Source organism: Actinomycetota bacterium (assembly GCA_014360645.1).
Classification (GTDB): domain Bacteria; phylum Actinomycetota; class Geothermincolia; order Geothermincolales; family RBG-13-55-18; genus Solincola_B.
The window spans coordinates 53,301-77,184 of sequence record JACIXD010000002.1; the positions used below are offsets into that span (position 1 = coordinate 53,301).

At 62.4% G+C, this 23,884-nt stretch carries 20 protein-coding genes; all 20 read right to left on the bottom strand.

Features of this window, described 5'->3' with window-relative positions:
* Positions 1–46: 46 nt before the first annotated feature.
* A complete protein-coding gene (locus H5T74_01715; GenBank protein MBC7229093.1) occupies positions 47–1,351 on the bottom strand; it encodes an aminopeptidase P family protein in 1,305 nt (434 codons plus the stop codon).
* Positions 1,352–1,505: 154 nt separating this feature from the next.
* Positions 1,506–3,071 (bottom strand): hypothetical protein, encoded by a 1,566-nt coding sequence (locus H5T74_01720; protein MBC7229094.1) that lies wholly within the window; start codon positions 3,069–3,071, stop codon positions 1,506–1,508.
* Between the two features lie 20 nt (positions 3,072–3,091).
* Positions 3,092–3,670, bottom strand: a complete 579-nt coding sequence (locus H5T74_01725; GenBank protein ID MBC7229095.1) for a prepilin-type N-terminal cleavage/methylation domain-containing protein — start codon at positions 3,668–3,670, stop codon at positions 3,092–3,094.
* 20 nt (positions 3,671–3,690) lie between these two features.
* Positions 3,691–6,096 carry a hypothetical protein gene (locus H5T74_01730; protein MBC7229096.1) on the bottom strand — a complete coding sequence of 802 codons (2,406 nt, stop codon included), beginning with the start codon at positions 6,094–6,096 and terminating at the stop codon, positions 3,691–3,693.
* A 27-nt stretch (positions 6,097–6,123) separates the two neighbouring features.
* The gene (locus H5T74_01735; protein ID MBC7229097.1) at positions 6,124–6,654 is read right to left on the bottom strand and encodes a type II secretion system protein; all 531 of its coding nucleotides are present in this window, start codon (positions 6,652–6,654) and stop codon (positions 6,124–6,126) included.
* Between the two features lie 246 nt (positions 6,655–6,900).
* Positions 6,901–7,377, bottom strand: a complete 477-nt coding sequence (gene aroQ / locus H5T74_01740; GenBank protein ID MBC7229098.1) for a type II 3-dehydroquinate dehydratase — start codon at positions 7,375–7,377, stop codon at positions 6,901–6,903.
* A complete protein-coding gene (gene aroB / locus H5T74_01745; protein MBC7229099.1) occupies positions 7,343–8,491 on the bottom strand; it encodes a 3-dehydroquinate synthase in 1,149 nt (382 codons plus the stop codon). The genes aroQ and aroB overlap by 35 nt, the downstream gene beginning before the upstream one ends.
* The gene (locus H5T74_01750; GenBank protein MBC7229100.1) at positions 8,473–9,009 is read right to left on the bottom strand and encodes a shikimate kinase; all 537 of its coding nucleotides are present in this window, start codon (positions 9,007–9,009) and stop codon (positions 8,473–8,475) included. Before H5T74_01750 ends, aroB begins: the two co-directional genes overlap by 19 nt.
* Before the next feature lie 89 nt (positions 9,010–9,098).
* Complete coding sequence (aroC, locus tag H5T74_01755; GenBank protein ID MBC7229101.1) at positions 9,099–10,247, bottom strand: chorismate synthase; 1,149 nt, start codon at positions 10,245–10,247, stop codon at positions 9,099–9,101.
* 282 nt (positions 10,248–10,529) lie between these two features.
* A complete protein-coding gene (locus tag H5T74_01760; protein ID MBC7229102.1) occupies positions 10,530–11,237 on the bottom strand; it encodes a hypothetical protein in 708 nt (235 codons plus the stop codon).
* Between the two features lie 58 nt (positions 11,238–11,295).
* Positions 11,296–11,898 carry a type 4a pilus biogenesis protein PilO gene (gene pilO / locus H5T74_01765; protein MBC7229103.1) on the bottom strand — a complete coding sequence of 201 codons (603 nt, stop codon included), beginning with the start codon at positions 11,896–11,898 and terminating at the stop codon, positions 11,296–11,298.
* Positions 11,899–11,900: 2 nt separating this feature from the next.
* Entirely contained in the window at positions 11,901–12,743 is an 843-nt protein-coding gene (locus H5T74_01770) for a hypothetical protein (protein MBC7229104.1), read from the bottom strand.
* Positions 12,740–13,801, bottom strand: coding sequence for a type IV pilus assembly protein PilM (gene pilM / locus H5T74_01775; protein ID MBC7229105.1), 1,062 nt, complete (start codon positions 13,799–13,801; stop codon positions 12,740–12,742). Before pilM ends, H5T74_01770 begins: the two co-directional genes overlap by 4 nt.
* Positions 13,798–14,013, bottom strand: a complete 216-nt coding sequence (locus tag H5T74_01780; protein MBC7229106.1) for a helix-turn-helix domain-containing protein — start codon at positions 14,011–14,013, stop codon at positions 13,798–13,800. Before H5T74_01780 ends, pilM begins: the two co-directional genes overlap by 4 nt.
* 407 nt (positions 14,014–14,420) lie before the next feature.
* Positions 14,421–15,647: a type II secretion system F family protein gene (locus H5T74_01785; protein MBC7229107.1), complete on the bottom strand. Its 1,227-nt coding sequence runs from the start codon at positions 15,645–15,647 to the stop codon at positions 14,421–14,423.
* Positions 15,648–15,855: 208 nt separating this feature from the next.
* Positions 15,856–16,923, bottom strand: a complete 1,068-nt coding sequence (locus H5T74_01790; GenBank protein ID MBC7229108.1) for a type IV pilus twitching motility protein PilT — start codon at positions 16,921–16,923, stop codon at positions 15,856–15,858.
* 176 nt (positions 16,924–17,099) lie between these two features.
* On the bottom strand, positions 17,100–18,767 hold the full coding sequence (gene pilB, locus H5T74_01795) for a type IV-A pilus assembly ATPase PilB (protein MBC7229109.1): 1,668 nt from the start codon (positions 18,765–18,767) through the stop codon (positions 17,100–17,102).
* 19 nt (positions 18,768–18,786) lie between these two features.
* Positions 18,787–19,641 (bottom strand): shikimate dehydrogenase, encoded by an 855-nt coding sequence (gene aroE / locus H5T74_01800; protein MBC7229110.1) that lies wholly within the window; start codon positions 19,639–19,641, stop codon positions 18,787–18,789.
* Between the two features lie 112 nt (positions 19,642–19,753).
* Positions 19,754–20,287, bottom strand: a complete 534-nt coding sequence (locus tag H5T74_01805; protein MBC7229111.1) for an ATP/GTP-binding protein — start codon at positions 20,285–20,287, stop codon at positions 19,754–19,756.
* Between the two features lie 15 nt (positions 20,288–20,302).
* Entirely contained in the window at positions 20,303–23,818 is a 3,516-nt protein-coding gene (locus tag H5T74_01810; protein MBC7229112.1) for a DUF4388 domain-containing protein, read from the bottom strand.
* Between the last annotated feature and the right edge of the window lie 66 nt (positions 23,819–23,884).

A 23,884-nucleotide genomic window follows, 5' to 3' on the forward strand; every position in this document is an offset into this window, starting at 1 on the left:
ACCGGGTGCCCGTTCACCAATTGGATTGCCTTGACCGCCGTCGCTCTCAGACGTAATCGGAGATGTCGAGGGTGCGGGGAAGGGTGGTAAGGAGCTCGGCGCCGTCCCGCGTCACCACCGCCATGTCCTCAACCCGCACGCCCCCCACGCCCGGGAGATAGATGCCCGGCTCCACGGTGAAGACCATCCCCTCCTCGAGCACGTCGCGGCTGGCCGCGCCCACGTGAGGCCGCTCGTGCACCTCCAGCCCCACCCCGTGCCCGAGGCCGTGGCCGAAGGCTTTGCCGTAACCGGCCTTCTCTATGAGATCGCGCGCCGCCCCGTCCACCTCGCGCGCCCTCACGCCCTGACGGGCCACCTCCAGCGCCCTTTCCTGGGCCTCGAGCACCAGGGCATGAGCCCTCCTCAGCTCGGTAGGCACCCTGCCCACAGCCAGGGTGCGGGTGCAGTCGGTGCGGTATCCCTCATGCACCACCCCCCAGTCGATGACCGCCGCCCCGGCCAGCCTTGACCGCGAGGGCCGGGCATGCACCAGCGCCCCCCTCTTTCCCGAGGCCACGATGGTCTCGAAGGAGGGGGCCTCCGCCCCCAGGCTTCGCCCCACCGCGTCGATGGCGGCGGCCAGGGCGGTCTCGGTGGTCCTGCCGTCGATGCCCCTCAACGCCTCTCTGAAGGCTCTCTGGGCGATGTTTATGCCCCTGCGTATCAGCTTCAGCTCGGAGGGGCTCTTGGGCGCCCTCAGCGCCGCCAGGGAGCTCTTCAGGGGCACCAGCCGTGCCATCCCCCTGAGGGCGCGCCTGAGGCGGACGACCTCGGCATAGGGCAGGTGTTCCGGGTCGAACCCGAGCGCTATCGGGGCGCCCTTTTTCGCCCCTCCGCCACCGCCGCCCGGGTCGGAGGCCGGCCGCTTTCCCTCCTCGAGTCTGCCGCCGGCGCCGGGCACACCCCCGCCTCCGGGCCTGCCAACCCCTTTCTCTTCGCCGGCTCCCCCTGCCCGAGCGGCCTTTTTCCCAATGGCAACACCCGCCTCGGCCCCGGAGCCTTTCCTCTTTCTCCCATGGGCCTCTTTTCTCGCACGCTCTGCCAGGACCTCCCTCAACGCCTTTTCTATTCCCGCGTCCTGCATGACCGTCCTCGCCCCTACGACCTCGAGGCGCGACTGCTCGCGGTAGCGAAAATCGGTTACCAAATACGCCCCGTCCGTCAGGAGCAGGAGCACGCCGCTGGAGCCGCTGAAGCCGCACAGGTAGCGCACGTCGGGAAGGTGGGTGACCAGCAGCCCGTCCAGGCCCAGGTCCGAGGCCATGCATTGAAAGCGGGATATCCTCGCGGTATATTCGCTTTTTCCCATGCCTTTCTCCCGTCAAACACGCAGAGAGTCATAGATTACAGATCGATTATGCTACAGGAACCATAAGAGGTTTGCGGGGGCTCCGGCCACCATGCTCCCAGACGAGCGGCTAACCGCACTGCCGTCCGCTTGCCGGGTGCGCCCCTAACACGTCCTAGGAAAATCTCTTCCGCCTCGTCTCCACGGCGAATATGTCCGGGGGTGAAAGCGCCTTTGTGCCGGCCGAAATAAGGCCGGAAAGATATCCGTCTCCCCCGATATTCCATCCCTGAAGGTATGACTGCTCGCTTGGTAGCTCTCTCCAATTCCTGACCGTGAGCTCCACCGGGAACCCGGCAACGTCCACGGTCGGCGGCAAGTGGTTTATAGATCCCAGGGATACCCCGATAAGCGAGAATTTTTCGATGTTGACGTCACGAAGCGCGGTCACCTGGCAGGACTGGCCTGCGAAATAAATGAATCCCAGGTTGACATCGCGACCGGAATATATAAAGAACTTGGTGGAGGCCGGGTCAGTGAGATCAAACGCCGTTAGGATATTGGCATCGCCTTTGGCGATGACCTGGAACTCGCAGTTGCTGCGCAGCTGGAGGCCGTTTCTGGCCGTGAAGTCCCCCTCGCATACAAAGATCCCCTTCATGTTGGGTTGATTCCAAAGCAACCCGTTCAGAGTCAGATTCCCGGTGCAGTAGACCACGGTAACGGAGGAATGAGAATAATCTCCCAGGTTTCCTGTAAGTGTTTTGTTGCCCACGAAATAGTTGCCCTGCTCCTTGGCCAACGCCTTGTAATATTCGTAATTGGGCTTGGGTAGGTATATCTCCTCACAACCGCTGGCATTTACCACGGTCCCGGTATTTATATACCCAAGTAGTCCTTGGCCGCTCTTACGCACTTCCCGTGCATAAATACGCTTGCCGTTCGTCGCAGCGTTTATAGTGGCCACAGCGAGCACCGGGATAACGGCGAGGTTCACCACCCCCGTGCTCCCCGTTTTCTTCAGGCCCGTGAGGATATCGCCGAAGATGTTCACCTCGGCGGCTGCCAGCAAAGCGGAACCCGCTGTAATATCGACACCGGCCACGCCCTCAAGGTTGCCGTTGTGAGTCAATCTCGAGAGCGACAGTATGCCGTTCCTGAAATCAATGTTCGCCTTATGCTCTGCGCGGATGTTCCCGTTGATCACGAAATCCGAGACATTGATGAGACCGTCTACAGAGTCCCAGTTGAAATCATTCCCGGCATAGATCACGTAGTTTCTCAGGACGTCCAGGGCCTGGGGGCCGCTGTAGGACACCTCCTCCCTTATCTTGCGGCGGTATTCCCTTCCCCCTCTGGCATAGAGTCCCTCCGCCGTAACCACGTAATCGAAGCCTCCGGATTTCTGTATCCATATCTTGTATGAGCCGCCGAAAGCGGACCCGGTCACGGGCTGCGCATCGGGGGCGGGGATGGCGTCGTTTACGATCATGGCGTGGGCGTTGTATATCGCCGTTTCGGTGATCTGAAAGGCCAGTTCCTCGGGTTTGGCGTTCACCACGCCCTGCAGTGCAGAGGTCATGAGCAAGAGACTGGCCGCACCGAGCATGGAGAGAAGAGTGAGGGCCACCAGTACGACGGCCATGGCGAAGCCCGCCTCACTCGCCCTACCGCATATCATGCGGGCCCTCTTCCGCTCGCCTCTGTGCTTGTTCTTCAGCCTCTTCTTTTTTCTGTTCATGACCGCACCTCGCCTGTTAGTCAGGACCGCAACCTGTTCCTCAGGGTCACGCTGCCGTCATAGGTCCTGCCCAGCCTCAGCTTTCCGGCCTGGCGTGAGAACCGGATCTCGAAATCCACCCTCTCCACCAGGGCGTTCCAGCCCGAGGAACCGGGGGTTATCTCTACCATCTGCCTGGTATCGGGATTGTAGCGGTAGTATCTGAAGGTTATGCTCTCCACCCCTTCGACCCAGGACTGGAGCGCATCGGGCGAGCTTCCGCGCACGAGGGACCCGCCGGAAACCATGTAGATCATAGGGCGCATGTTGCCGTCCCCCGTCAGGTCTCCAGAAAAATAGAGTACGCTCCCGCTGCTTGACGGGTTTATATACTGCGCCACGCGTACCTGGCGGGTCAAGGAATCGATCACCGTATTGGCGTCCTCGTCTATCCTCGTCAGGGCATAGGAGGCCATGGATCCGCTGCTCCCGGATTCGATCATCGCCCCCACCCCGACCATGAATACCGCCATGATCATCACCACCACCAGGAGCTCGGCCAGGGTGAAGCCGGCTTCACAGCCTTCCCCATGGAGAATCTTCCTCCGGCAATAACGCATTCGAAATAATCTGTACATCATTAGTCGATCAACCTCCAACGGGTGGGGTAGCTGTCAACATAGGAATCCCCCAACCTCTGAACCGAAATCCCCGCGTCTCCCGATGAAATATTTGGCATATTCCAATCCGAAGAAGTCAGTCTCACGATCTTATTGGCACGATCCATGTAGCAGGAATAATCTCCGGAAGCCGACCAGCTGTCTTTCCAAACAGTCAGTCTCGTTTGCCCGCTAACTGGGAAACCCATTCCCAACACCTCGAAACGAGCCTTCGCCGTTCCAAACCAATAAGACCTTATTGCCTGTGCCTTGGTGCTCGTGGTCTCATTACTCCATGAATCAGTGAACCACCAACCCATCCGATAGATCCTTATGGCGTACTTGGTGTTGCTGGGGGGCAGTATCTTAGCCGGCCCTAGAGATACAGTAAAGGCTCTCTCCAGATAATAGCTCGGGCCGAAATAGACTCTCACCTTCCAGGCATCGGTGCTCCTGCACCCTATGAGATTGAGGTTCACGGCGATCTCGTTATTGTTGGTCACGGTGTATTCCCCAGTTAGGTCATGTTCAACCGTGCCGTTGGTTATGGTGACGCGGGTCGCCGAGAGAAAGCCGTTGCCGGTGATTTTGCTGGGGATGTCGTAGTAGTTCTCGTAAAAAGCGTAGCCGGCATTGGGCACGAAGCCGCCGATGTTCGCGTTGAACTCCGTGACCTGGAAGGGCGAACCTGCCGTCCACCCGGCCTTGTTGTCGTTGAGGTTCTTGAGATACCCCTTATAGAACCCGACTGGCAGGGATGAAAGATCGAAATCCGCCACGGCCACCGTGGGCGAGACGGCATAAACGGTGCCCTTGATGTAATTGCCGGCGGGGTTCCCGTCCACCACATCGCTGCACAGGTACATCTCCACCGAGGGGCTTCCTGAGATGTTAAAATACCTCCCCTCGAACACCAACCTCCAGGGGTTACCGACGTTATAGGGCGCCTCGTGAAGATGCGTCGAATATGTATATACGTCATCGACCTCCGGGGTCACCTCTATGACCGTATATATCTGATCCGACGGATCCGACTCCCTGTTCCCAATCATCTTCCACTGGGTGGGATCGTTACAGCTGTTCACCACCATCATGCGGTACTCCCCCGCCGGCGCCTTGGTCATGTCGAAGGTAGCGGTGATGACGCAGTTGGGGCTGGGAGAATACCCGCTGGTTCCGGCCGGAACCGAGACGCTGGTGACGTTGCCAACAATCTCATATGGGGTCTCACCTTCGTCCACGACCTGCACGAGCTTAACGGCGGGGTTCTGGGCCACGGTACAGAACGGGCCTCCCTTTATGAGCAGCGTGGCGGCACCCACGTTGTTGGTGATGGTCTTGCCGTAGTCGGGGCTGTTGCCAAAATCCGCGATCACCGGCTTGGGATACTCGACCACGAATCCGTTGTACAGATATACGGCCACCACCTGCTGCTGATTTATCCTCACCGTCCAGTACCCGATGGCGGCCTTTGGGTTCCAAGGATTGATGGAGCTGGATTCATTATGTCCGGTGTAAAGTCTCAAGGTCCCCCGGAGCTCGGTCCCGGAACGATAGGTCAGGTCGATGGGTATGTCGTAGTGCTTGTCGCGGACCAGACTGGCCTGCACCACGCCGTCCGCATCATTGACGTCGTCAAACCCATACCCCTTTATGGTGACTTGGACATCGACGTTGGGATTGGACCAGTGCGCCGCGGCATTGTACCTGGCGGGATTCATTATGGACGCCGGGCCGGTGACGCTGATCTCGGAGATGCCTACATTGTAAAGTGCCTCGGTATCCGAGACCACGCCCTCGAGATAATATTCAGGTTGGTCGGATTGCTGCTGCCAGTAGACGTTGACCCTCACCAGAAGCAGGTGGAGGGGTATGTTGTCCTTGTTCCTGGGTCGGTCCCTGCCCATGGCCTTGGGCGCCCAGTCGCTCTTCATCTCGGCGACTCCGGTGCTGTCCTCGAGATAACACAGCTGGATGGTGATGTAGTAATTTTCGTAGCTTCTGAGGGCGTTTCCTATCCCCTGGGGGAATTTCGCCCTGAACTCAACCTCCGGGATGCTGTCCCAATCCGGGCCACCCTCCGCCTTTGCGGGGTTGAAGGTGGGGTTGTCCGCAGGCCTTCCCCAGTAGCAGTCGTCTATGTCGAAATCCTGATTCTGGTTCTCGTCAGTATGCGGTTCGTAGAAAGGTATCGAGCGCACCAGCTCCATGGTCGCCTTGGCGCAGCCCACGCCGCCCTGCACCCTCTCCAACTGCCTGAGGCCCGTAAAGGAGACGTCGAACATCCTGGAGATGGGCACGAGGGCCAGAGCCAAGATAACCCCCGCAACAAGGATCTCGGCCAGCGAGAATCCCGCCTCATGATTCAGGCTCTTTGTAAGCCGCATCTCATCTCTCCCCCTCGCTGCAGATCTTCACTGTGCCTTGACCTTTCCCTGCGAGTTTACGGTCACGCTGGAGGACGCGGAGCCTCTTTCCAGGTAGACCACCGCCTCCGTCACCTGTAACGTGGTACCGGAAGGGACAATATCGATGGTCACGACACTGTTGTTGGTCAAGTTCACCCCACCCTCAAGCTTGATGTAATAATGACCGCCGTCTGCGGTCACCCTTTCTCCCGAGACTGAACCGTCGAACGGTTGCATGCTCCAGGAGCCGGAGGATTCAACGTTGCGCAGGAACTCGTACGAATTCGGATGCGCGGCGTCGGTTCGGGGATAGAACACGATCCGGTAGCTCACGTTCTCCTGCCTTGACGAGGTTATGGCTCGATTGATCGCCGTTTCCACCTGCCTCTTCGCGCCGGTCATAGAAACGCCGTCACTGGTCCTGGCGTAACTCACAGCTGCGACGCTGAGGATTATTCCCAGGATGATCACCGTTATGGTCACTTCAACCAGCGTAAAGCCGTTTTGGTGATGTCTCCCTTTATATACGCTTAACATCCCCATCCTGCCTTACTCGGCTGCTAGAAACCATCGTGCCGCCTGTCAACAGCATCGCCTCAAAGCGCCTCCTTCTCTTAGAAGATTATCGCACAATCCTCCGCGGTACTTTATGCGCGGGAGGAAAAAAAGCCATTAACTATGTTACGAATATGTTACATCCACTGCTTTATCAGGTATTTTATTTCTACATGACCTTTTTGGCGCTACCACGGAGACCACGACATGACCCTGTCCACTCCCCGATCAATCCTTCAGCATGTATGACAGTGCTGCTTCATAACCGTAAGCGCCCAAACCCGAGATCACGCCTCTCGCTACCGGGGAGACCACTGACAAGGACCTCCAACTTTCCCTCGCATAGATGTTGGACATATGCACTTCCAGCACCGGCATATCCAGCATGGACAGCGCATCCCTGAGGGAATATGAATAATGGGTCAGGGCGCCGGGGTTGATGATCAGGCCTCGGGCCCTGCCTCGCAAGCCCTGCAGGTAGTCGATGATGGCGCCCTCGTGGTTGCTCTGGAAGAACTCCAGCTCCACTCCCCGGCCCTCCGCCGCCTTCAGCAGGTCTTCCCTGATCTCCTCCCAGGCGGTACGGCCGTAGACGTCGGGCTCACGCTCTCCCAGCAGGTTGAGGTTGGGCCCGTTCACCACCGCGATGAGCTTCGTCTCCCCCACCGCCTCACCTCCCCGTCTCTCTTGTTGTGGAACATCCATGCTCCCGTCCGTCGGACAGTTCCCGCAGGGTCTCCTCGACAGCCCTTCCGACCACCTCCCATGGAGGCCCCTCGACCAGGAGGGGGCGCTGCGGCCCCGCGAGGAGCACGAACCTGTCCCGGCTCTCCCTCTTCTTGTCCGAGCGCATGGCGGCCAGGACCTCCTCCGCGGTCACCCCGCGCAGGGAAGGCGCCTCCGCCAGGAGCGGGAGCAGTAGCTCCCGATGTAGTTCCTTCAATGGTGGGCTCGCGGTCCCCAGGGCCTCCGCCGCCCTCGCGGCCATGATCATCCCCGCGGCCACCGCCTCCCCGTGCCGGAGCAGGGCGTATCCGGTGGCGGACTCCAGGGCGTGCCCGAAGGTGTGCCCGTAGTTGAGCATGGCCCTCTCGCCGCTCAGGTCCCTCTCGTCCTTTTCCACCACCGCCGCCTTCAAGCGCACGCACCGCGCAATGGCCTGCGTCCTCTCCCATTCCGTGAGCCGCACCCAGCCCTCGCAGCCTCCCCGGATGGAGAGCAGGGAGGGTTCGTAGAGAAAGCCGTACTTGAGGACCTCCGCGAGACCCCCCATCAGCTCCCTCCTGGGCAGGGTGGAGAGCAGGTCGGGGTCGCAGAGCACCGCCTCCGGCTGGTGGAAGGCTCCCACGGCGTTCTTGGCCCCCGGCATGTCCACCCCCACCTTCCCTCCCACGCTGGAGTCCACCATGGCCACGAGGGTGGTGGGCAGTTGTATGAAATCCATTCCCCGCATAAAGGTGGCGGCCGCGAAGCCCGCCAGGTCCCCTACCACCCCGCCCCCGAAGGCCAGGATGACGCCGCTCCGCGTCACCCCCCACTCCAGGAGCAGAGCGTGGAGGGCGCCGACGGTGGACGGCCTTTTCCATTCCTCGCCCTCCGGGAAGAGGAAACACCTCTTCTCCCACCCCCTATGGCCGCCTTCCCGCAGCGCCGCGTCCAGGGCATCGCCGTGCAGCGCCAGGATGCCGGGGTGGGACACCACCACCACCTGTCCCTCGCCGCGCCGCGAAACCAGGCCAGGGAGGAACTCCTCCAGCGCTTCCTCGCCCACGTACACGCGGTATTCTCTTGAGGCGGCCCTTACCTGTATCTCCTCCATCTCCTGGCGATCTCCTCCGCTATCTCCTCCGGCGCGGCGGCGTCCGCGTAGATCACCTCGTGCGCCGCGGAGGCGTAGGCCTCTTTTCTCTGTTCCATCAAGCGCCGCGCCCTGGCCGCGGGATCGCCGCCGGCGAGCAGGGGACGGGCCTTACCGCCTTCCTCCGTCCTGCGAAGCGCCTCCTCCAAGGACACCTCGAGGTGGAAGACCACCGCTCTTTTCCTGAGAAGTGCGATGTTCTCCTCCACCGTGACCACCCCACCGCCGCAGGCGATGACCGCTCCGCCCTCCGCGAGCGCCCGTTCCAAGGCCCGCGATTCCCTCTTCCTGAAGCCCTCCTCTCCCTCCCGCGAAAAGATCTCGGGGATGTCCCGGCCCGCCTCTCGCTCGATCTCCGCGTCCAGATCGCGAAAGGGCATGCCCAGCCTGCCTGCAAGCAGGCGGCCCACGGTGCTCTTCCCCGCCCCCATGAACCCGATGAGGGCGATGCTCTTCTCGCGCGCGGAAGTCTCGCTCAACGCGCGTCCCTTTTCTTGCCTTTCGCCGGGAAGCAACAGGAACGCCGCTTACTCTCGCCGAGCATGGAGTCCGGAATGTACATGAGCCCTCAGAACCCCCGCACGTACTCCAACATCTCCCGGTAGCGCCGCTCTACCTCCCCCATGAAGTCGCCTCCGGTCTTCTCGAGCACGGCGTCCGCCAGCACCAGGGCCACGGCGGATTCCGCGATCACCGCCGCGGCCGGCACGGCGCATACGTCGGCGCGCTCGACGGCGGCCTTGACCCTCTGCCTGCTGACGAGGTCCACGGAATCGACCGCCTTCCTCATGGTGGGGATGGGCTTCATGGCGGCCCGCAGGACCACGGGCTCGCCGTTGCTCACCCCCCCCTCCATGCCCCCGGCGTGGTTCGAGGTGCGGCGGAAACCGCTGCCGTCATGCACCATCACGTCCACGGCACGCGAGCCCGGAAGCTCGGCCAGGCGAAAACCGTCCCCTATCTCCACGCCCTTCACTGCCTGTATGCCCATCACCGCGGCGGCCAGGCGGGCATCCAGCCTGCGGTCCCAGTGTACGTGGCTCCCCAGCCCCGGCGGGACGCCGAACGCCAGCACCTCGAAGATACCTCCCAGAGAGTCCCCTGCCTCCGCGGCCTCATCGACGCGCGCCCGCATGCGGGTCGAGGCCTCGCGGTCCAGGCAACGCATGGGATCCTCGTCCACGCCCTCCAGATCTTTGACGGATAACCTACCCTTTTTTTCCGCCCCTATCCCTCCCACCGCCAGAACGTGGGAAACCACATGAATGCCAAGCCTTTCCAGCAACGCCTTCGCCAGGGCGCCGGCGCATACCCTTCCCACCGTCTCGCGCGCCGACGCTCGCTCCAGGATGTCGCGCAGATCCCTGGTGCCGTATTTGATGGCCCCCGCGAGGTCCGCGTGTCCCGGTCTCGGCGCGGTCAGCGGCTCCCCGGCCACCGCGCCCTCCACCCGCATCACCGGCTCCCACTTCCCGTGCTCGGCGTTCTCCACTACCAGCGTAACGGGGCTTCCCAGGGTCCTTCCGCCCCTCACCCCCGAGAGTATCCGCACCCTGTCCCCCTCCAGACGCATGCGCGCGCCCCTCCCGTAACCGAGCCTCCTTCGTGCCAGCTCCCTTTCCACACGCGCGGCGCTGACCTCAAGGCCGTGGGGAAGGCCCTCCACGATCACCGCCATCGCCCTGCCGTGCGACTCTCCCGCGTCGAGAAACCTCAATCCCATCTTCCCACTCCGCCTTCACTGCCCGAACGTCTCCTGCCTGCCGTCAGATCGACCGGATCACTCCGGCCGGTTCCGAACGCCGCCGCACGGCGTCATTTCAACCCGCCATCGTATGTCGCCGTCGGATTGCCCGGTTCCCTTATCTGTTTCCCTGCTCCATCTGCCCGCCATCGACCACCGAATCCCTTGGCGCCCAGGCTTCCTCCGGGCGCCCCGATCCTCCTCTCAATTTAAAAAGGGCGGCGTTTCCGCCGCCCTTCCTCCCTCCTCGATCCTCTATATCTTCCTCAGCTCGTTCTTCTTCAGCTCGTAGGTCTCGTCCCCGCAAACCACCACCACGGTGTCGTCGCTCTTCACCTCCTGGACCTTGAAGACCTCCGCGAACTCGCTCCCCGCCTTGAGCTTGGTATAGGTGTTGTCGTTCACCTTGATGTCCGCATACCTGATGCCCCGCATCTCGTAGACATCCTTGAGCATCACCACCCTCTGGGGAACGCTGGTGGTCACCGGCAGCGAGCTGGAGGGGCTCGTCGCCGGCGCGGAACCCGTGGCGGCACCCTGCTGCTCGTAATCTGGGAATCCCAGCATCTGCCATTGCTTGTTGGCGAGGTTTCCGTCGCTGCTCCTCAGGTTTCCTGCCGTCCCCATGAGGGGATAGAAGGGGTCGTTGAGCACCCATATCTCCACGTAGGGTATCTCTCCCATCTGCTGATCCGTCTCCTCCATGTGGATCTGGAATCTCTGTTCCACCACGCGCGAGGCCAGCCCATCTCCGTCGATCTCCACCCCGCCGTCGGGAGACACCAGGACCTGCGAGAGCGCCGTCCTTCCGGTCTCCCCCCTGCCGGGTCTGGCGGACATCATCAACACCGATACCACCAGTGTCGACAGCGCGAGCCCGCAAAGCAGGCGCACCGCCGCCCTTGCTCCCCGGTTCTCGATCCTCGCGCTGTCCCTCGTGCCGCTCTTACCTTCCATATCCATCAACCCCGCTCGTCCTCATCAATGCATGCCTCAAGCCACGGCCGAAACATGTTCCGGCTCACTCGCCTCCGCCCCCTCCCCCGGCGGGAACGCCGGCGCCGACCATATTCTCTATGCCTTTTGCGGTGGTGAAGAATGCCCTGAACCTTATATTGATCTCCAGATAGGGCAATCCGGCATCGCCGGGCTGTATGCTGAGGTAGACGATCTTGATGCACCTCGGCAGCCTCTCGATGTGATTGAAGAACTCCACCAGATTGAAGTATCTGCCGTTGAAGACGGTTTCGCAGGTAACCACGTAGAATCCCTGGGCGGCCACGGGCGTCTGGGGAGTGAAGGAGAAGAAATCCAGCCCCGCCTCTTCCGCCGCATGGTCGATCTGCTCGATGATGTCCGCGAGCTCAACCTGTTCGGGCATGCGCTCCTTTATCGCCTCTATCTGGCGCACGAACTGCTCCGGATCCTTCTCGTACTGGCGGAGCTGGTTCAGCCTGTTCATCTCCGTCTGTATCTTCGTCTCCACGGCGTCAATCTCTTCCTCGACGTCGCTCACCTTGCTGCGCTGCGGAAAGACGATGAGGAAAAGCGCCAGCACGAGGACGATGATGCATACCAACGCTCCCACCAGGAGCCAGATCCCGGCGCCGGCCCTTATCTTCATGCTCATCCACCTCCCGAGACCTGGACCTGCTGCTGGGTCCCGGCATGCCAAACGGCCTTCTCCGGGTTCCACTGGCCTTGGATGACAAAGCGAATGGCCCAGTCGGAGTAAGACTGCTCCTGCTGCTCGAACACCCCGGGGGATGTCTCCACCGAAACCAGACGGGTCTCCTCTATGGTCTCCTGGGTGGAGGAGTTTATCCAAAGGTTCGACCACTCCTCCATGTTCTGCAGGCGCACGAAGAACTCCGCCACCTTTGGGTGTCCGCGGAAGTAATAGTAATAAGGATACGCGTCCAGGAAGCCGCGCGCCTTGAAGTCGCTGGCCCGCGGCAGCCAGGTCTGGATGCACAGCCAGGCAGGTGTGGCGTATCCCTCGATGGAGATGGGGGTACCCCCTCCTCCGCCAGTGGGAGCCACCGCTCCTCCGGTGACGGCCTCAAGGGGTTCGGCGTCGATCACCAGGCTGGTCAACCAGATGGCGGGCGCCTTGGGGTTCGACGCCGTGGCCAACCCCTCGGGAACGTACATGGCCAGGTCGTTGAGCATCTGCGCCCAGGCCACCCTCCCGCCGTTCGCCGCATCCAGGAGCTGCTTCATGGACTTGAGCTCCGCCTGCTGTTTCTCGTATTTCTCTATCGGCCTGGTCTGCTTCTGGAGATCCTCCAGTTCCTGTTCCTTTTCCCTCAAGATGTCTTCCTTGCCCGCTTTTTGGGCGCTGAAGAGGAAGAAGAGGCCCACGATGACCGCAACCGTCACCACGCCCATGAGGATGAACCAGGGCGCCAACCTCGGCCTCTCCGCCTTCTCCTTTATCTCCGGCGGCAGCAGGTTTATCCTCGTCATTCCACTACCTCCCGCAGCGCCAGCCCCACGCACACCGCCACCGCCGGCTCGATCTCGGCGAGCTCTTCGGGGGTGTACGGCAACCTGCCCATCTGCACGTTCTGGTATGGACGGCCCACCTCCACCGGCAGCCTGAGTCCCTTGTTCATCTCCTGGATGAGGTTCACGGTCACGGAGCCGCTCCCGCTGACCACGGCTTTGCTGAAGTTCCTCTCCTGGGTCTGGGCGATGTAGTAGTCGATGGAACGCCTGATCTCGCCCACGAAATTGAATATCTCCTGCTGCAGGACCGACTCCGCCTCGGGGTTCAACAGCTTGCCGCGCCTGATCTCCTCCGCCTCACCCCACTCCAGGTCGAGCCGGTTCACGATGGCGCGCACGAAGTCATCTCCTCCTCGCAGCAGGAAGCGGGCGAAGCGCGGCACGTTGTCCTTGATGATGGCGATGTTGGTGATCCCCGCGCCCACGTTGACGAGGCATACCGCCTCCCCGCCCTCATATCCCGCGCGCAGCTCCTGCAGGGGGATAAGGGAGCGGGGAAGCGCGAAGGCCTTGAGGTCGATGGCCTTCGGCGTGAGGCCCGCCGCCCTGAGTACCTCCACGAAGCTCTGGATCATCTCCTTATGCGCGGCGACCAGGAGCACGGTGAGCATGCGCTCCTCCTCCGCGGTCATGAACTCCTCGATGATGTCAAAGTCAAGGATGGCGTCCTCGATGGGGATGGGGATGAACTCCTGCACCTGGAATCGCAGGGCGCCGTCCAACTCCTCTTTCTCCATGTAGGGGAGCTCGATGGGGCGGACGATCACCTTCTGGTTGGCGATCCCCAGGATCACCGACTTCTCCTTGATGCCCGTGACCTGCCACAGCTCCTTCAGGGACTCCACCAGGGTGACCCCGTCCTCCACCTCTCCGTCCCTCACCACGCCATCGGGGATACGCACAATGCCCAGCGTATTCAGAACGGGCTCGCCTTTCTGAATGTCTACAGCCGCAACCTTCAGCGAGTTGGAGCTGATGTCCAGCCCCACCGCCGTCTCGGCTTTTCTTGGACTCATCCTCTACCCCCAGTGTCCGTCCCGCTCACCTTCTGGGATCCGCGGTTCAGGTAATCGTTGACGTCGCTCTCTTTGATGCGGTAGTTCTTACCGACCCTTATCGCCGGAATCTGGCCGCCCTTGACCAGCCGGTACACCGTCATGTTGGACACCCTCAAGATATTGGCCACTTCGTTGACCGTCAATAGTTTGTTGCTGAACCGCTCCGCCAACCGCGGACCTCCATCCTGTCCCCGCTCCCACTACCTTACTCTTGTGCACCCATGTCTCCAGAAAGTGCCAGTAATATTCATCGCCAACATCAGCATCTGACTTTAGCTCTTTTTGCAAACTTCCACATTTTCTTAATATCTTAAAATTATTCAATTCTACTTGTCAATAATAGACAGGAGCAACAGAAATGCCCCTTCCCGCCGCTCGCACAATCCCTATACATTACCCTATACATACCCGACACATACCACCGGTCTCATACAAGACAAAATTCAATAGACAGCCTCTTTAGACCTTTTTGTTTCCTCGCTACGCCCCGCGCTTTCAGAGAGCCCTCTCCCGCTTCGGAGCATTCACCCTGGCCCGTCCTAGCCTTACCGCGCGGAAAAGCCCTACGGCAGAGAGTTCATTGCTGGGACGTGAACTGGGTGATGAGTGAGAATATGGGCATGTACAGCGCGATGACGATGGTGCCCACCACCAGGCCCAGAAACACGATGAGCAGGGGCTCCAGCAGGGAGGTGAGGGCCTCCACCGTGGCAGAGACCTCGGAGTCGTAGAAATCCGAGACCTTGTTGAGCATGGTGTCCAGGGCCCCCGTCTCCTCGCCGATGGCCAGCATCTGGGTTACCATGGGGGGGAAGAGCGGGCTCTGGCCCAGGGGTCGCGCGATGGAATCCCCCTCCTTGACACCCGACCTGACGTTCTCCACCGCCTCCGCCACCAGCACATTGCCCACGGTGTTGGAGGTTATCTCCAGGGCCTGCAGGATGGGCACGCCGCTGGACACCAGGGTCCCCAGGGTGCGCGAGAAGCGCGACAGCGCCATCTTGTGGAAGAGGCTCCCGAAGACGGGGAGCTTGAGCTTCAGGGCGTCGAGCTTGCGCCGCCCTCCCGGCGTCTTCAGCCATCTTCTCAGGAAAACCAGGCCCACGATGAGCAGTATTACAAGTATCGCGCCCTTCCAGCTGACCAGGAAATGGCTGATGCTCATGATGATGCGGGTCAGGAAGGGGAGGGTCGCGCCTATCTGGCTGAACATCTTCTCGAAGGAAGGCACCACGAACACCAGCATTACGACGAGCAGGAGTATGGATATGGCGAACATGGCCACGGGATAGGTGAGGGCGGACTTTATCTTGCGCCTGATCTCGTCCTCGCTCTCCAGGGTGTTGGCGATGCGCAGCAGCACGTCGTCGAGGACGCCGCCGATCTCTCCCGCCTTCACCATGCTGGTGTAGAGGTCCTTGAAGATGTTGCCGTGCTTGGACATGGCCTCCGAGAGGGATCGGCCCATCTCCACCTCGTGCTGCACGTCCGCCACCACCTCGGAGAGCACCGGGCTCTCGGTCTGCTCCGAGAGGATGCTCAGGCACTTCACCAGGGGAAGGCCCGCGTTGATCATGGTGGCGAACTGGCGCGTGAAGACGGTCACGTCCTTGCCCTTGACCTTGGGCTGGAAGATGCGGATCTCCTTCTTGGCGAGGGAGACCTTCTCCTCCTCTATGGCGATGATGAAATAGCCCATCTCCCGCAACCGCTGCGAGACCAGGGCCTCGTTGTCAGCCTCCAGTTTGCCGGTGATTATCTTGCCCTGTTTATCCCTTACCCGGTAGGAATAGGTCTGCGCCAAGACCCCACGCTCCTTCTGCTAGACCCCCTCGTCCACGCCTTTCACGCCGAACCTGCCACGAATGTATAACAACTTCAACATGAATGTCAAAACTTTTACTCTTGTAACACTTTCAACAGTTCTTATCGGTTCTTGTCCCTGTTTTATTTACGGCGACTTTTCCATACCGATCCCATATATCGTTTTTTTCGTCGTCATACTTTATCTCCTACCCTATTAGCCTGATCATCTCTTCGCGGTTGTTGCAGCGCCCCATGGCCACCTCGTAGCTGATGATCCCCCGTTTGTAGAGGGCGGCTATGGAATGGTCCATGGTCTGCATCTTGTACTGCCCCCCCGCCTGCATGGCGGAATATATCTGGTGGGCCTTGGCCTCGCGGATGAGGTTGCGGATGGCCGAGGTGGCCACCATCACCTCCACCGCGGGGATGCGGCTCTGCCCGTCCTTGGTGGGCAGGAGCTGCTGGGTGACGATGGCCTGTATGGTCCCCGCGAGCTGCATGCGCACCTGCTGCTGCTGGTAGGTGGGGAAGACGTCGATGATGCGGTCGATGGTCTGGGGCGCGTCCTGGGTGTGCAGGGTGGCGAAGACCAGGTGCCCGGTCTCCGCCGCCGTGAGCGCCGTGGAGATGGTCTCCAGGTCCCTCATCTCCCCCACCAGGATCACGTCCGGGTCCTGGCGCAGGACGTACTTCAGGGCGTTGGAGAAGGAATGGGTGTCGCCTCCCACCTCGCGCTGGTTGACGATGCACTTCTTGTGCACGTGCAGGAACTCGATGGGATCCTCCACGGTGATGATGTGCAGGTTGCGCGTCTCGTTGATGAGGTTGATCATCGCCGCCAGGGTGGTGGACTTCCCCTGCCCGGTGGGGCCGGTGACGAGGATGAAGCCTCGCGGCAGCATGCAGAACTCCTCCAGCACCTGCGGGAGGTTCAGCTCCTGTATGGTCTTGATGCGGTAGGGGATGATGCGGAAGGCCGCTCCGATGCTGTTGCGCTGGAAGTAGGCGTTGACGCGGAAGCGCGCGCTTCCGGGCACGGAATAGGATAGGTCGTACTCGAGGTTGCTCTCCAACTGCTCCCTCTGGCGGGCGGTGAGGATGCTGTAGACCATGTCCCTGGTGTCGTTGGAGGTCAGCCTGGGGTATTCTTCCAGGCGCACCAGCACCCCGTTTATGCGCATCACAGGCGGCGCTCCCACCGTGATGTGCAGGTCAGAAGCCCCCCTTACCAGGACCTCCTCCAGCAGTTCGTTGATATCGAGTTTCACAGCCAATGCCGTTCCTCCTCTCCCTTCGATACCCTATCCGGGACAGATGCCCATGCCCAGCATACCGCCGATCCGTGATGCCGGGGCGTCATCCCCGCACCCCGGGACGCTTACTCCTGTTCCTTCGCCGAACAGTTTGCGGATACCTTCCCGATTCTCCCTTTCTCCGCCGTACTCAGCGGCTACATGATGACCCTGAGCACCTCGTCGATGGAGGTGATGCCCTGCCTCACCTTTATGAAACCCTCGTCGCGCAGCGTCCTCATGCCTTCCGACTTGGCCATCTCCGCTATCTCCACGTGGGGCGCGTTGCGCGCCACCAGGTGCTCGATGTTCTCCGTCACCTCCAGCACCTCATAGATGCCCACCCTCCCCTTGAAGCCGGTGTTGTTGCAGGCGGGGCAGCCGCGGGGCCTGAAGAGCACCTCGTCGGTCCTCTCGTCCCAGGGGAAACCTATCTTCGCCAGGTATTCCGGGTCGGGCTCGTAGGCCTCCTTGCAGCGTTCGCAAAGCCTCCGCGCCAGCCTCTGGGAGCTCACGCAGTCCACCGCCGAGGCGATGAGGAAGGGCTCGATGCCCATCTCCAGCAGGCGGGTGAGGGCGCTGGGGGCGTCGTTGGTGTGCAGGGTAGAGAGCACCAGGTGCCCGGTGAGGGCCGACTCGATGGCGATCTGCGCCGATTCCGGGTCGCGGATCTCGCCGATCATCACGATGTCGGGGTCGCAGCGCAGTATGGAGCGCAGGGCGGAGGCGAAGGTCAGTCCCGCCTTGTAGTGGACCTGTACCTGGTTGATGAGGGGCAGGCGATACTCCACCGGGTCCTCGACGGTGATGATGTTGAGCTTTATGGAGTTGAGCACGTTGAGGGTGGCGTAGAGGGTGGTGGTCTTGCCGCTGCCTGTGGGGCCGGTGACCAGGATGGTCCCGTAGGGCTTGTGGAAGCTGCGGGAATATTTTTCCAGAAGGTCCTCGCTGAAGCCCAGTTCCTCGAGGCTCATGAGGGAGGCGCTCTTGTCCAGGATGCGAAGCACGACCTTCTCGCCGTGGATGGTGGGAAGGGAGGCCACGCGCAGGTCAACCGGCTTGCCCAAGATGTCCACCGAGGCCCTGCCGTCCTGGGGAAGGCGTTTTTCGGCGATGTTCATGTCCGCCATGACCTTTATCCTCGCCACCACCCCCGGATGGATGGCCTTGGGGTTCCTCCTGATCTCGTGAAGCACGCCGTCGATGCGGTAGCGCACCCGCACGTCGTGCTCCATGGGCTCGATGTGCACGTCGCTGGCGCGGTCGTTCACCGCCTCGCTGATGAGGAGGTTGACGTACCTGACGATGGGGGCGTCGTCCGCCTCCGCCTCCTCCCCCGTCTCTCTCGTCTCCCCGGCCATCTCCTCGCCGCCGATGTCCAGGTCGGTCTCGGTGCGGCAGTAGCGGTTGATGGCGGAGATGATGTCCTCCTTGGTGGCCACTAGGGGCTCTATGTCCATGCCCGTCATGATGCGGATGTCGTCCAGCGCGAAGACGTTGGTGGGATCGGCCATGGCCACCAGCAACTTGTCCCCCTCGAAACCCACCGGGATGAGGGTGTAGCGCCGGGCCACCTCTGCGTCCACCAGCGAGGAGGCGGCGATGTCCACGTCGTAGTTGGCGAGGTCCACGTACCTGAGGCCGATCTGGCGCGCCAGGATGGAGGTGAGGGCCCCCTCGCTGACCATCTTCATGTCGATGAGCACCCTGCCCAGGGTCTCCCCGGTCTCCTGCTGGCGCTGCAGGGCCTGCTCGAGCTGTTCCTCGGTTATGATGCGGTTCTTGACCAGTATCTGTCCCAGCTTTTCCTTTTTCGGCTTCTGCATACGCGTCTTTCCGTCCTCGTCATCCCGACCGTTCAAGCGCCCGCCCGAGGGCCTCGCGCATCTCCTCCAGCGGCGGCTCCAAGCCCGTCCAGAGCCGGAAGGAGATGGCCGCCTGGTGCAACAGCATGCCCTCGCCTCCCGCCGTCATCGCTCCCCTCGCTCCCGCCTCGCGCAGGAAGGCGCCGGGCCCGCGCCCGTACTTCAGGTCCACCGCCCAGGTCCCAGGGGCAAGCTCCCGGTAGTCGAGGGGCAGGTCCTCTTCCCCCGTGAGGGGAGTGCAGTTCACCGCCAGGGAGCATCCCGCGATCTCTCGCATGCCCTCACGGTCGAATCCCTTAACTGATATCTCGGTCGAGGCCACCGCCTTCTTTAACGCCTCCGCGAGGTCATCGGCTCTGCGTCTCGTACGGTTGACCACCACGATGCGCGACGCCCCCTCCCTCGCGGCCGCCAGCGCCACCGCCCGCGCCGCTCCTCCCGCCCCGATGACCATGACCCCGGCACCCCTGACGGCGATGCTCCTCTCGCGCATGAAGGCGCGGAACCCCTCGGCATCGGTGTTGTGTCCCACCAGCACATCGCCCGCCGCGACCACGGTGTTCACCGCCCCCAGGACCTCCGCGTCACCTTCCAGGCGGTCCACGAGCTCCGCGACCCGCAGCTTGTGGGGTATGGTGACGTTGAAGCCGCGGAATCCCAGCGCCCTCAGCCCCTCAACCGCCGCCCCCACCTCCCCGGGCGCGGCGCGCAGGGGGAGGTAGACCCAGTTCATGCCGTAGTACCTGAAGGCGGCGTTATGCATGGCCGGCGACAGGGTGTAGGAGATGTCGTGTCCGAGGATCCCCGTGAGCTCGGTGTCCCCGTCTATTTCCACCTGCGTTCCCTCCGTCGCCGTTTGCTCCATCCGCCAACGTCCCGGGCAGGCCGCCAACCATAATATGTATCAGCCGGGAAGCGGCAATCAAGAGGAACGGTCCTAACAGACCCTATTTATCCAGGGTCTTGAGGATATCGTAGAGCAGCCCGAGGAGCACCTTTTTCACGTCCTCCTTTTCCAGGGCGTTGCAGGGGATGATCTGGATGTCGCCGTCGATGTTGAGCTCCTTCCTGATGGTGTCGATCACCTGCGAGGGATCCCCGTCGGGCATCCTGGTGGCCCCGATGACGTAGGGAGCGTCGGAGAGGGTGGCGAAGAACTCCAGGATGCGCCGTCCCTCGGCGAAGGTCTCCGGACGGCTCGCGTCCAGCATGAGGATATAGCCCAGCATCCCCTCGGAGAGTATCTGCCACATGAAATCGAACCTCTCCTGACCCGGGGTGCCGAAGAGGTAGAGGACGATGTCTTTGGAGATGGTTATCCTTCCGAAGTCCATGGCCACGGTGGTCTCGGCCTTCACCCGGCGGGTGGAATCCGAAATGGCGCGCTCGGTGGAGACGATGGATATCTCGCTGATGCTCTTAATAAAGGTGGTCTTCCCCGCGCTGAACGGCCCGGTGACCACGATCTTGAAGGACCTCAACTGGCCATCCACTCCTTACAGTCTCTTGATGCCGTCGATTATCCTCATGATCAGGCTCTTGGTGACGGCCTTGTCCCTTTTTACCTTCGGGACCGGCTTCCCTTTATCTAATTCATCCGCCTCCACCACTTCTCCTTTCGGCTTCACGGGTATCTTTATCTTCTTCGTGGGCTGGGGAGCAGCGGCTCCCGTCAGTTCCGCGAGTTCCCTCTCGAGGGAATAGCTCTCCAGGTCGAAACCTTCCGCCTCCTCCTCGCCGTATGCCTCCGTCCTTGCGGCCGCCGCGCCTTCCGCTCCACCAAGCGTCGCGGGTACTTCCTCCACCGTCGGCGCGTACGGCATGCCCTTTTCCCCGCCGCGCTCGGACAGTAAATCATGTGTACCGATAGCTGCCGCCTCTCCCATCTGCGCTTCGCCCTTCGAGGCGGTCTCGTCCGCAACCTCGCTGGTAAGACCTTCCAACAGGTCTATGGGCTGTTGGGGTGGGGCCTCCTGGGCGGGGGGCGCGGCCGCGGTCTCGGGAGCGGGGGCCTGGGCCGAGGGCGCGGGGGCGGCCATGGCCGCGGGCTCCACCGCCGGAGGGATCTCCGGGACGAAGGTCTCGGGCGGAACCGCGGCGGCGGGCGCCTCCGTCTCCGCTGTCTGTGCCCCTTCCGCGCCCGTCTCTATGAGGCTTTCGAGGATGTCTATGGGCTGTTGGGGTGGGGCCTCCTGGGCGGGGGGCGCGGCCGCGGTCTCGGGAGCGGGGGCCTGGGCCGAGGGCGCGGGGGCGGCCATGGCCGCGGGCTCCACCGCCGGAGGGATCTCCGGGACGAAGGTCTCGGGCGGAACCGCGGCGGCGGGCGCCTCCGTCTCCGCTGTCTGTGCCCCTTCCGCGCCCGTCTCTATGAGGCTTTCGAGGATGTCTATGGGCTGTTGGGGTGGGGCCTCCTGGGCGGGGGGCGCGGCCTCCACCGGCCCTTCCGCGGCGAGGATCTCCTCCTCCAGGGCGGCTATCTCCTCCTGCAAGGGCATGAGATCGGGAGACGACAGGGCTTTTTCCGCTTCAAGGATCTCCTTCTCGAGCTCCTCGATCTCGGCCATCAGCGGGCTGGCGCCTCCCACGGGGCCCCCATCGTCCCCGGGTTCGAGGAGAGCCGGCGCGGCCTCCATATCGAAGAAGGTCTCCTTGCCGCTTCCCTGCAGAACCGCTTCCGCGATGGTCTCCGGCAGGGCATCCTCAACTTTCAGCGCGGTCTCGACGGGCGGCAGGTCCTCCAGCATCACGCTCTCCAGGACCTCCAGTCCCGGCCCCGCGCCCTCCTCGGCGAGGGCCACGTCCGCTCCGCTCGGCGCCTCGGCGAGGAGGGCGGTCTCCCGGACTGGCGCCGCTCCCTCCGCGCTTACGGGGATGTCCTCCAGCATCACGCTCTCCAGGACCTCCAGTCCCGGCGGTTCAAGGCCCACCCCGGAAACCGAGGCCGCCACCCTTTCCTCGACCTCCTCCAGGGGCAACTTCAGGGTGGCCGCCTCGCCGGGCGATTCCGGCTCCTCTTCCACCGGCGCCCGCTCCGGCTCCACCACGGCCCCGCCGCGCCGGAACGCGCCGCCCAGGATCTTTTCGGGGTCGATGGCCGCCCGCTCGGGAGGACGGAGACCTGCATCCGCAGCAACCTCCCTCTCCCTAGGAGAGATCTTATCCAGGTGGCTCTTCCACTCCTCCGGTATCTCCTCCGGCTCCAGTTCCGCTATCTCCTCATCCGCGGCCAGCCTGGCGATCTTTCCGTATTTCTTCTCCAGATAAGCCCTCTTGGCCGCCCTCGCCTCCACGCTCTCGTGCGTCATGGGTTCATCGGATGGGCGCCGTCCCTCCTCGGGGACCGCCGGCTCGGGCTCCCTTGTCCCCTCTTCCTCTTCCTCGTCGAGGCTGACTCCCTCCGGCAGCAGTTGGCTGATCTTCTTCTTGAGCTCTTCCAGCTCGGCTTCCTTGCTCTCTATCTGGAGAACCTGCTCGGCCTCCAGGGACTCCTCAACCGCCGCCTCCTTCATCTCCCGTATGCGCTCCGACTGCTTTCTCAGCTCCTCCTCGAGCACGCTCCGGACCCTCGAGGGATCGGGCACGGCAGTGGGCACCTCCACCTCCGGCGCGGCCTCCACTCCCCCGCCCTCCCGCACCTCTGGCTCCATCTCTCGGGCATGCATTTGATCGAGTGACGGCTCGACCGGGGGGGCTTCCTCCTCCACCAGTATCAGCGGCTCGCTCTCCTCCCCCAGGTCTATCTCCACCGCCTCCAGGTCTGCGGCGACCGCGTTCTCCTCGCCCTCTTCCTCGCGGACCGCTTCCCCCTCCTCGGCTCCGAGCACGGGGGCGATCGCATCCTCGCGCACCCTTTCCTCCATGGGTGCCGGCGGTGCGGTCCCCTCCGGGGGCAGCGCGGTCTCCTCCAGCGAGGGCTCGCATGGGAGGGAGATATCGGGAAGCGATACCTTCGGCTCTTCCGGCGGCTGAGACGGCGCTTCCTCCTCCAGTACCGCTTCCAGCTCCATGATCCCCAAGGCCTCGCCCACCGCATCCGCGATACGCGAGGTCCTCTCCTCCTCGTATAGGAGGGCTTCCTCCGGCGTTGCCGCCTCCTCCCGGGGCGGGGCTTCCGGTGCCTCCGTCATGACGTCGGCCACCGTCTCCGCGACCTCCACCACCTCCTCCCCGGCCTCCTCCACGAACCCTTCCGGTTCTCCAGCGGGGAGCTCCACCACCGCGGGTTGGTCGCTCTCCACCCTTTCCAGCTCTTTCGCGAGCTGCTCCAGTCTGCGATCGGCCTCTCTTTCCGCCTCCCGGGGGGTCACGTTCTCCAGCAGGCCGGATCCTATGAGCCCGTAAAGGATCTTGCAGGTGTGCAGGGTGCTCATTCCCGTGAGCTCCACGATCTGGCGCACCGTCTTCTCGCCGTCGATGTGGGTGAGGACCATCCATTCCTCCGGCGTAAGGCTGATCTGCGCCGCCTCCCTGCCCTGCATAGAGGTCATCTTGAACACCACGTCGAGATTGGGGATCTTCTTCTCGATGCGGTTCCACTCATCGAGGCGGCGCGAACCCTCCATGATCAGCTCCTCGGTGCTGATGGAGAGTCCTATGTCCTCCTCGGGGAAGACCACGCCGGGCTGGAAATCGAACTCGCCGTCCGACCAGCGCAGCATCTCGAACACCGCGTCCTGTATCTGCTCCTCCACGAATACCTCGAGCTGCTCCTTGGTCAGGTATCCGAGCCGGATGAGGAGTTGGCCAAGCCTCTGCCCCCGCGCGGTGGTCTTCTGGAGCTGCAGGGCCTCCTCGAGCTGCGCCTTGGTGATTATCCCCGCGTTGAGTAGCTTCAGGCCCAGGGATTGGCGCTTCCAGTTGGTGGTTGCGAAGAACACCTCGCCGTTGCGGAAACAGATATAACCCCTCGCCTGCCCGCGGGTGAGGTTCAGCGTCCCGTTCTTCTTGCCGAAGTTGAGCAGCTGGAAGAGATCGGGGATACTGAAGTCCTTCAGGCTTCCCTTGAGCGCCATCTTCCTTCCCGTTTATTCATCTCGCTCCGCGGGCGCGCCGCAGGTGCCGCGCCGCTCCATACATTC

What these genes read in the sequence shown, in the direction of transcription:
- H5T74_01730 (MBC7229096.1), bottom strand. Translation starts at nt 6,096, where the DNA reads ATGCGGCTTACAAAGAGCCTGAATCATGAGGCGGGATTCTCGCTGGCC.
- pilO (MBC7229103.1), bottom strand. Translation starts at nt 11,898, where the DNA reads ATGAAGATAAGGGCCGGCGCCGGGATCTGGCTCCTGGTGGGAGCGTTG.
- aroB (MBC7229099.1), bottom strand. Translation starts at nt 8,491, where the DNA reads ATGGAGGAGATACAGGTAAGGGCCGCCTCAAGAGAATACCGCGTGTAC.
- pilM (MBC7229105.1), bottom strand. Translation starts at nt 13,801, where the DNA reads ATGAGTCCAAGAAAAGCCGAGACGGCGGTGGGGCTGGACATCAGCTCC.
- H5T74_01720 (MBC7229094.1), bottom strand. Translation starts at nt 3,071, where the DNA reads ATGAACAGAAAAAAGAAGAGGCTGAAGAACAAGCACAGAGGCGAGCGG.
- H5T74_01735 (MBC7229097.1), bottom strand. Translation starts at nt 6,654, where the DNA reads ATGTTAAGCGTATATAAAGGGAGACATCACCAAAACGGCTTTACGCTG.
- H5T74_01760 (MBC7229102.1), bottom strand. Translation starts at nt 11,237, where the DNA reads ATGGATATGGAAGGTAAGAGCGGCACGAGGGACAGCGCGAGGATCGAG.
- H5T74_01770 (MBC7229104.1), bottom strand. Translation starts at nt 12,743, where the DNA reads ATGACGAGGATAAACCTGCTGCCGCCGGAGATAAAGGAGAAGGCGGAG.
- aroQ (MBC7229098.1), bottom strand. Translation starts at nt 7,377, where the DNA reads ATGGATGTTCCACAACAAGAGAGACGGGGAGGTGAGGCGGTGGGGGAG.
- H5T74_01725 (MBC7229095.1), bottom strand. Translation starts at nt 3,670, where the DNA reads ATGCGTTATTGCCGGAGGAAGATTCTCCATGGGGAAGGCTGTGAAGCC.
- H5T74_01810 (MBC7229112.1), bottom strand. Translation starts at nt 23,818, where the DNA reads ATGGCGCTCAAGGGAAGCCTGAAGGACTTCAGTATCCCCGATCTCTTC.
- pilB (MBC7229109.1), bottom strand. Translation starts at nt 18,767, where the DNA reads ATGCAGAAGCCGAAAAAGGAAAAGCTGGGACAGATACTGGTCAAGAAC.
- H5T74_01715 (MBC7229093.1), bottom strand. Translation starts at nt 1,351, where the DNA reads ATGGGAAAAAGCGAATATACCGCGAGGATATCCCGCTTTCAATGCATG.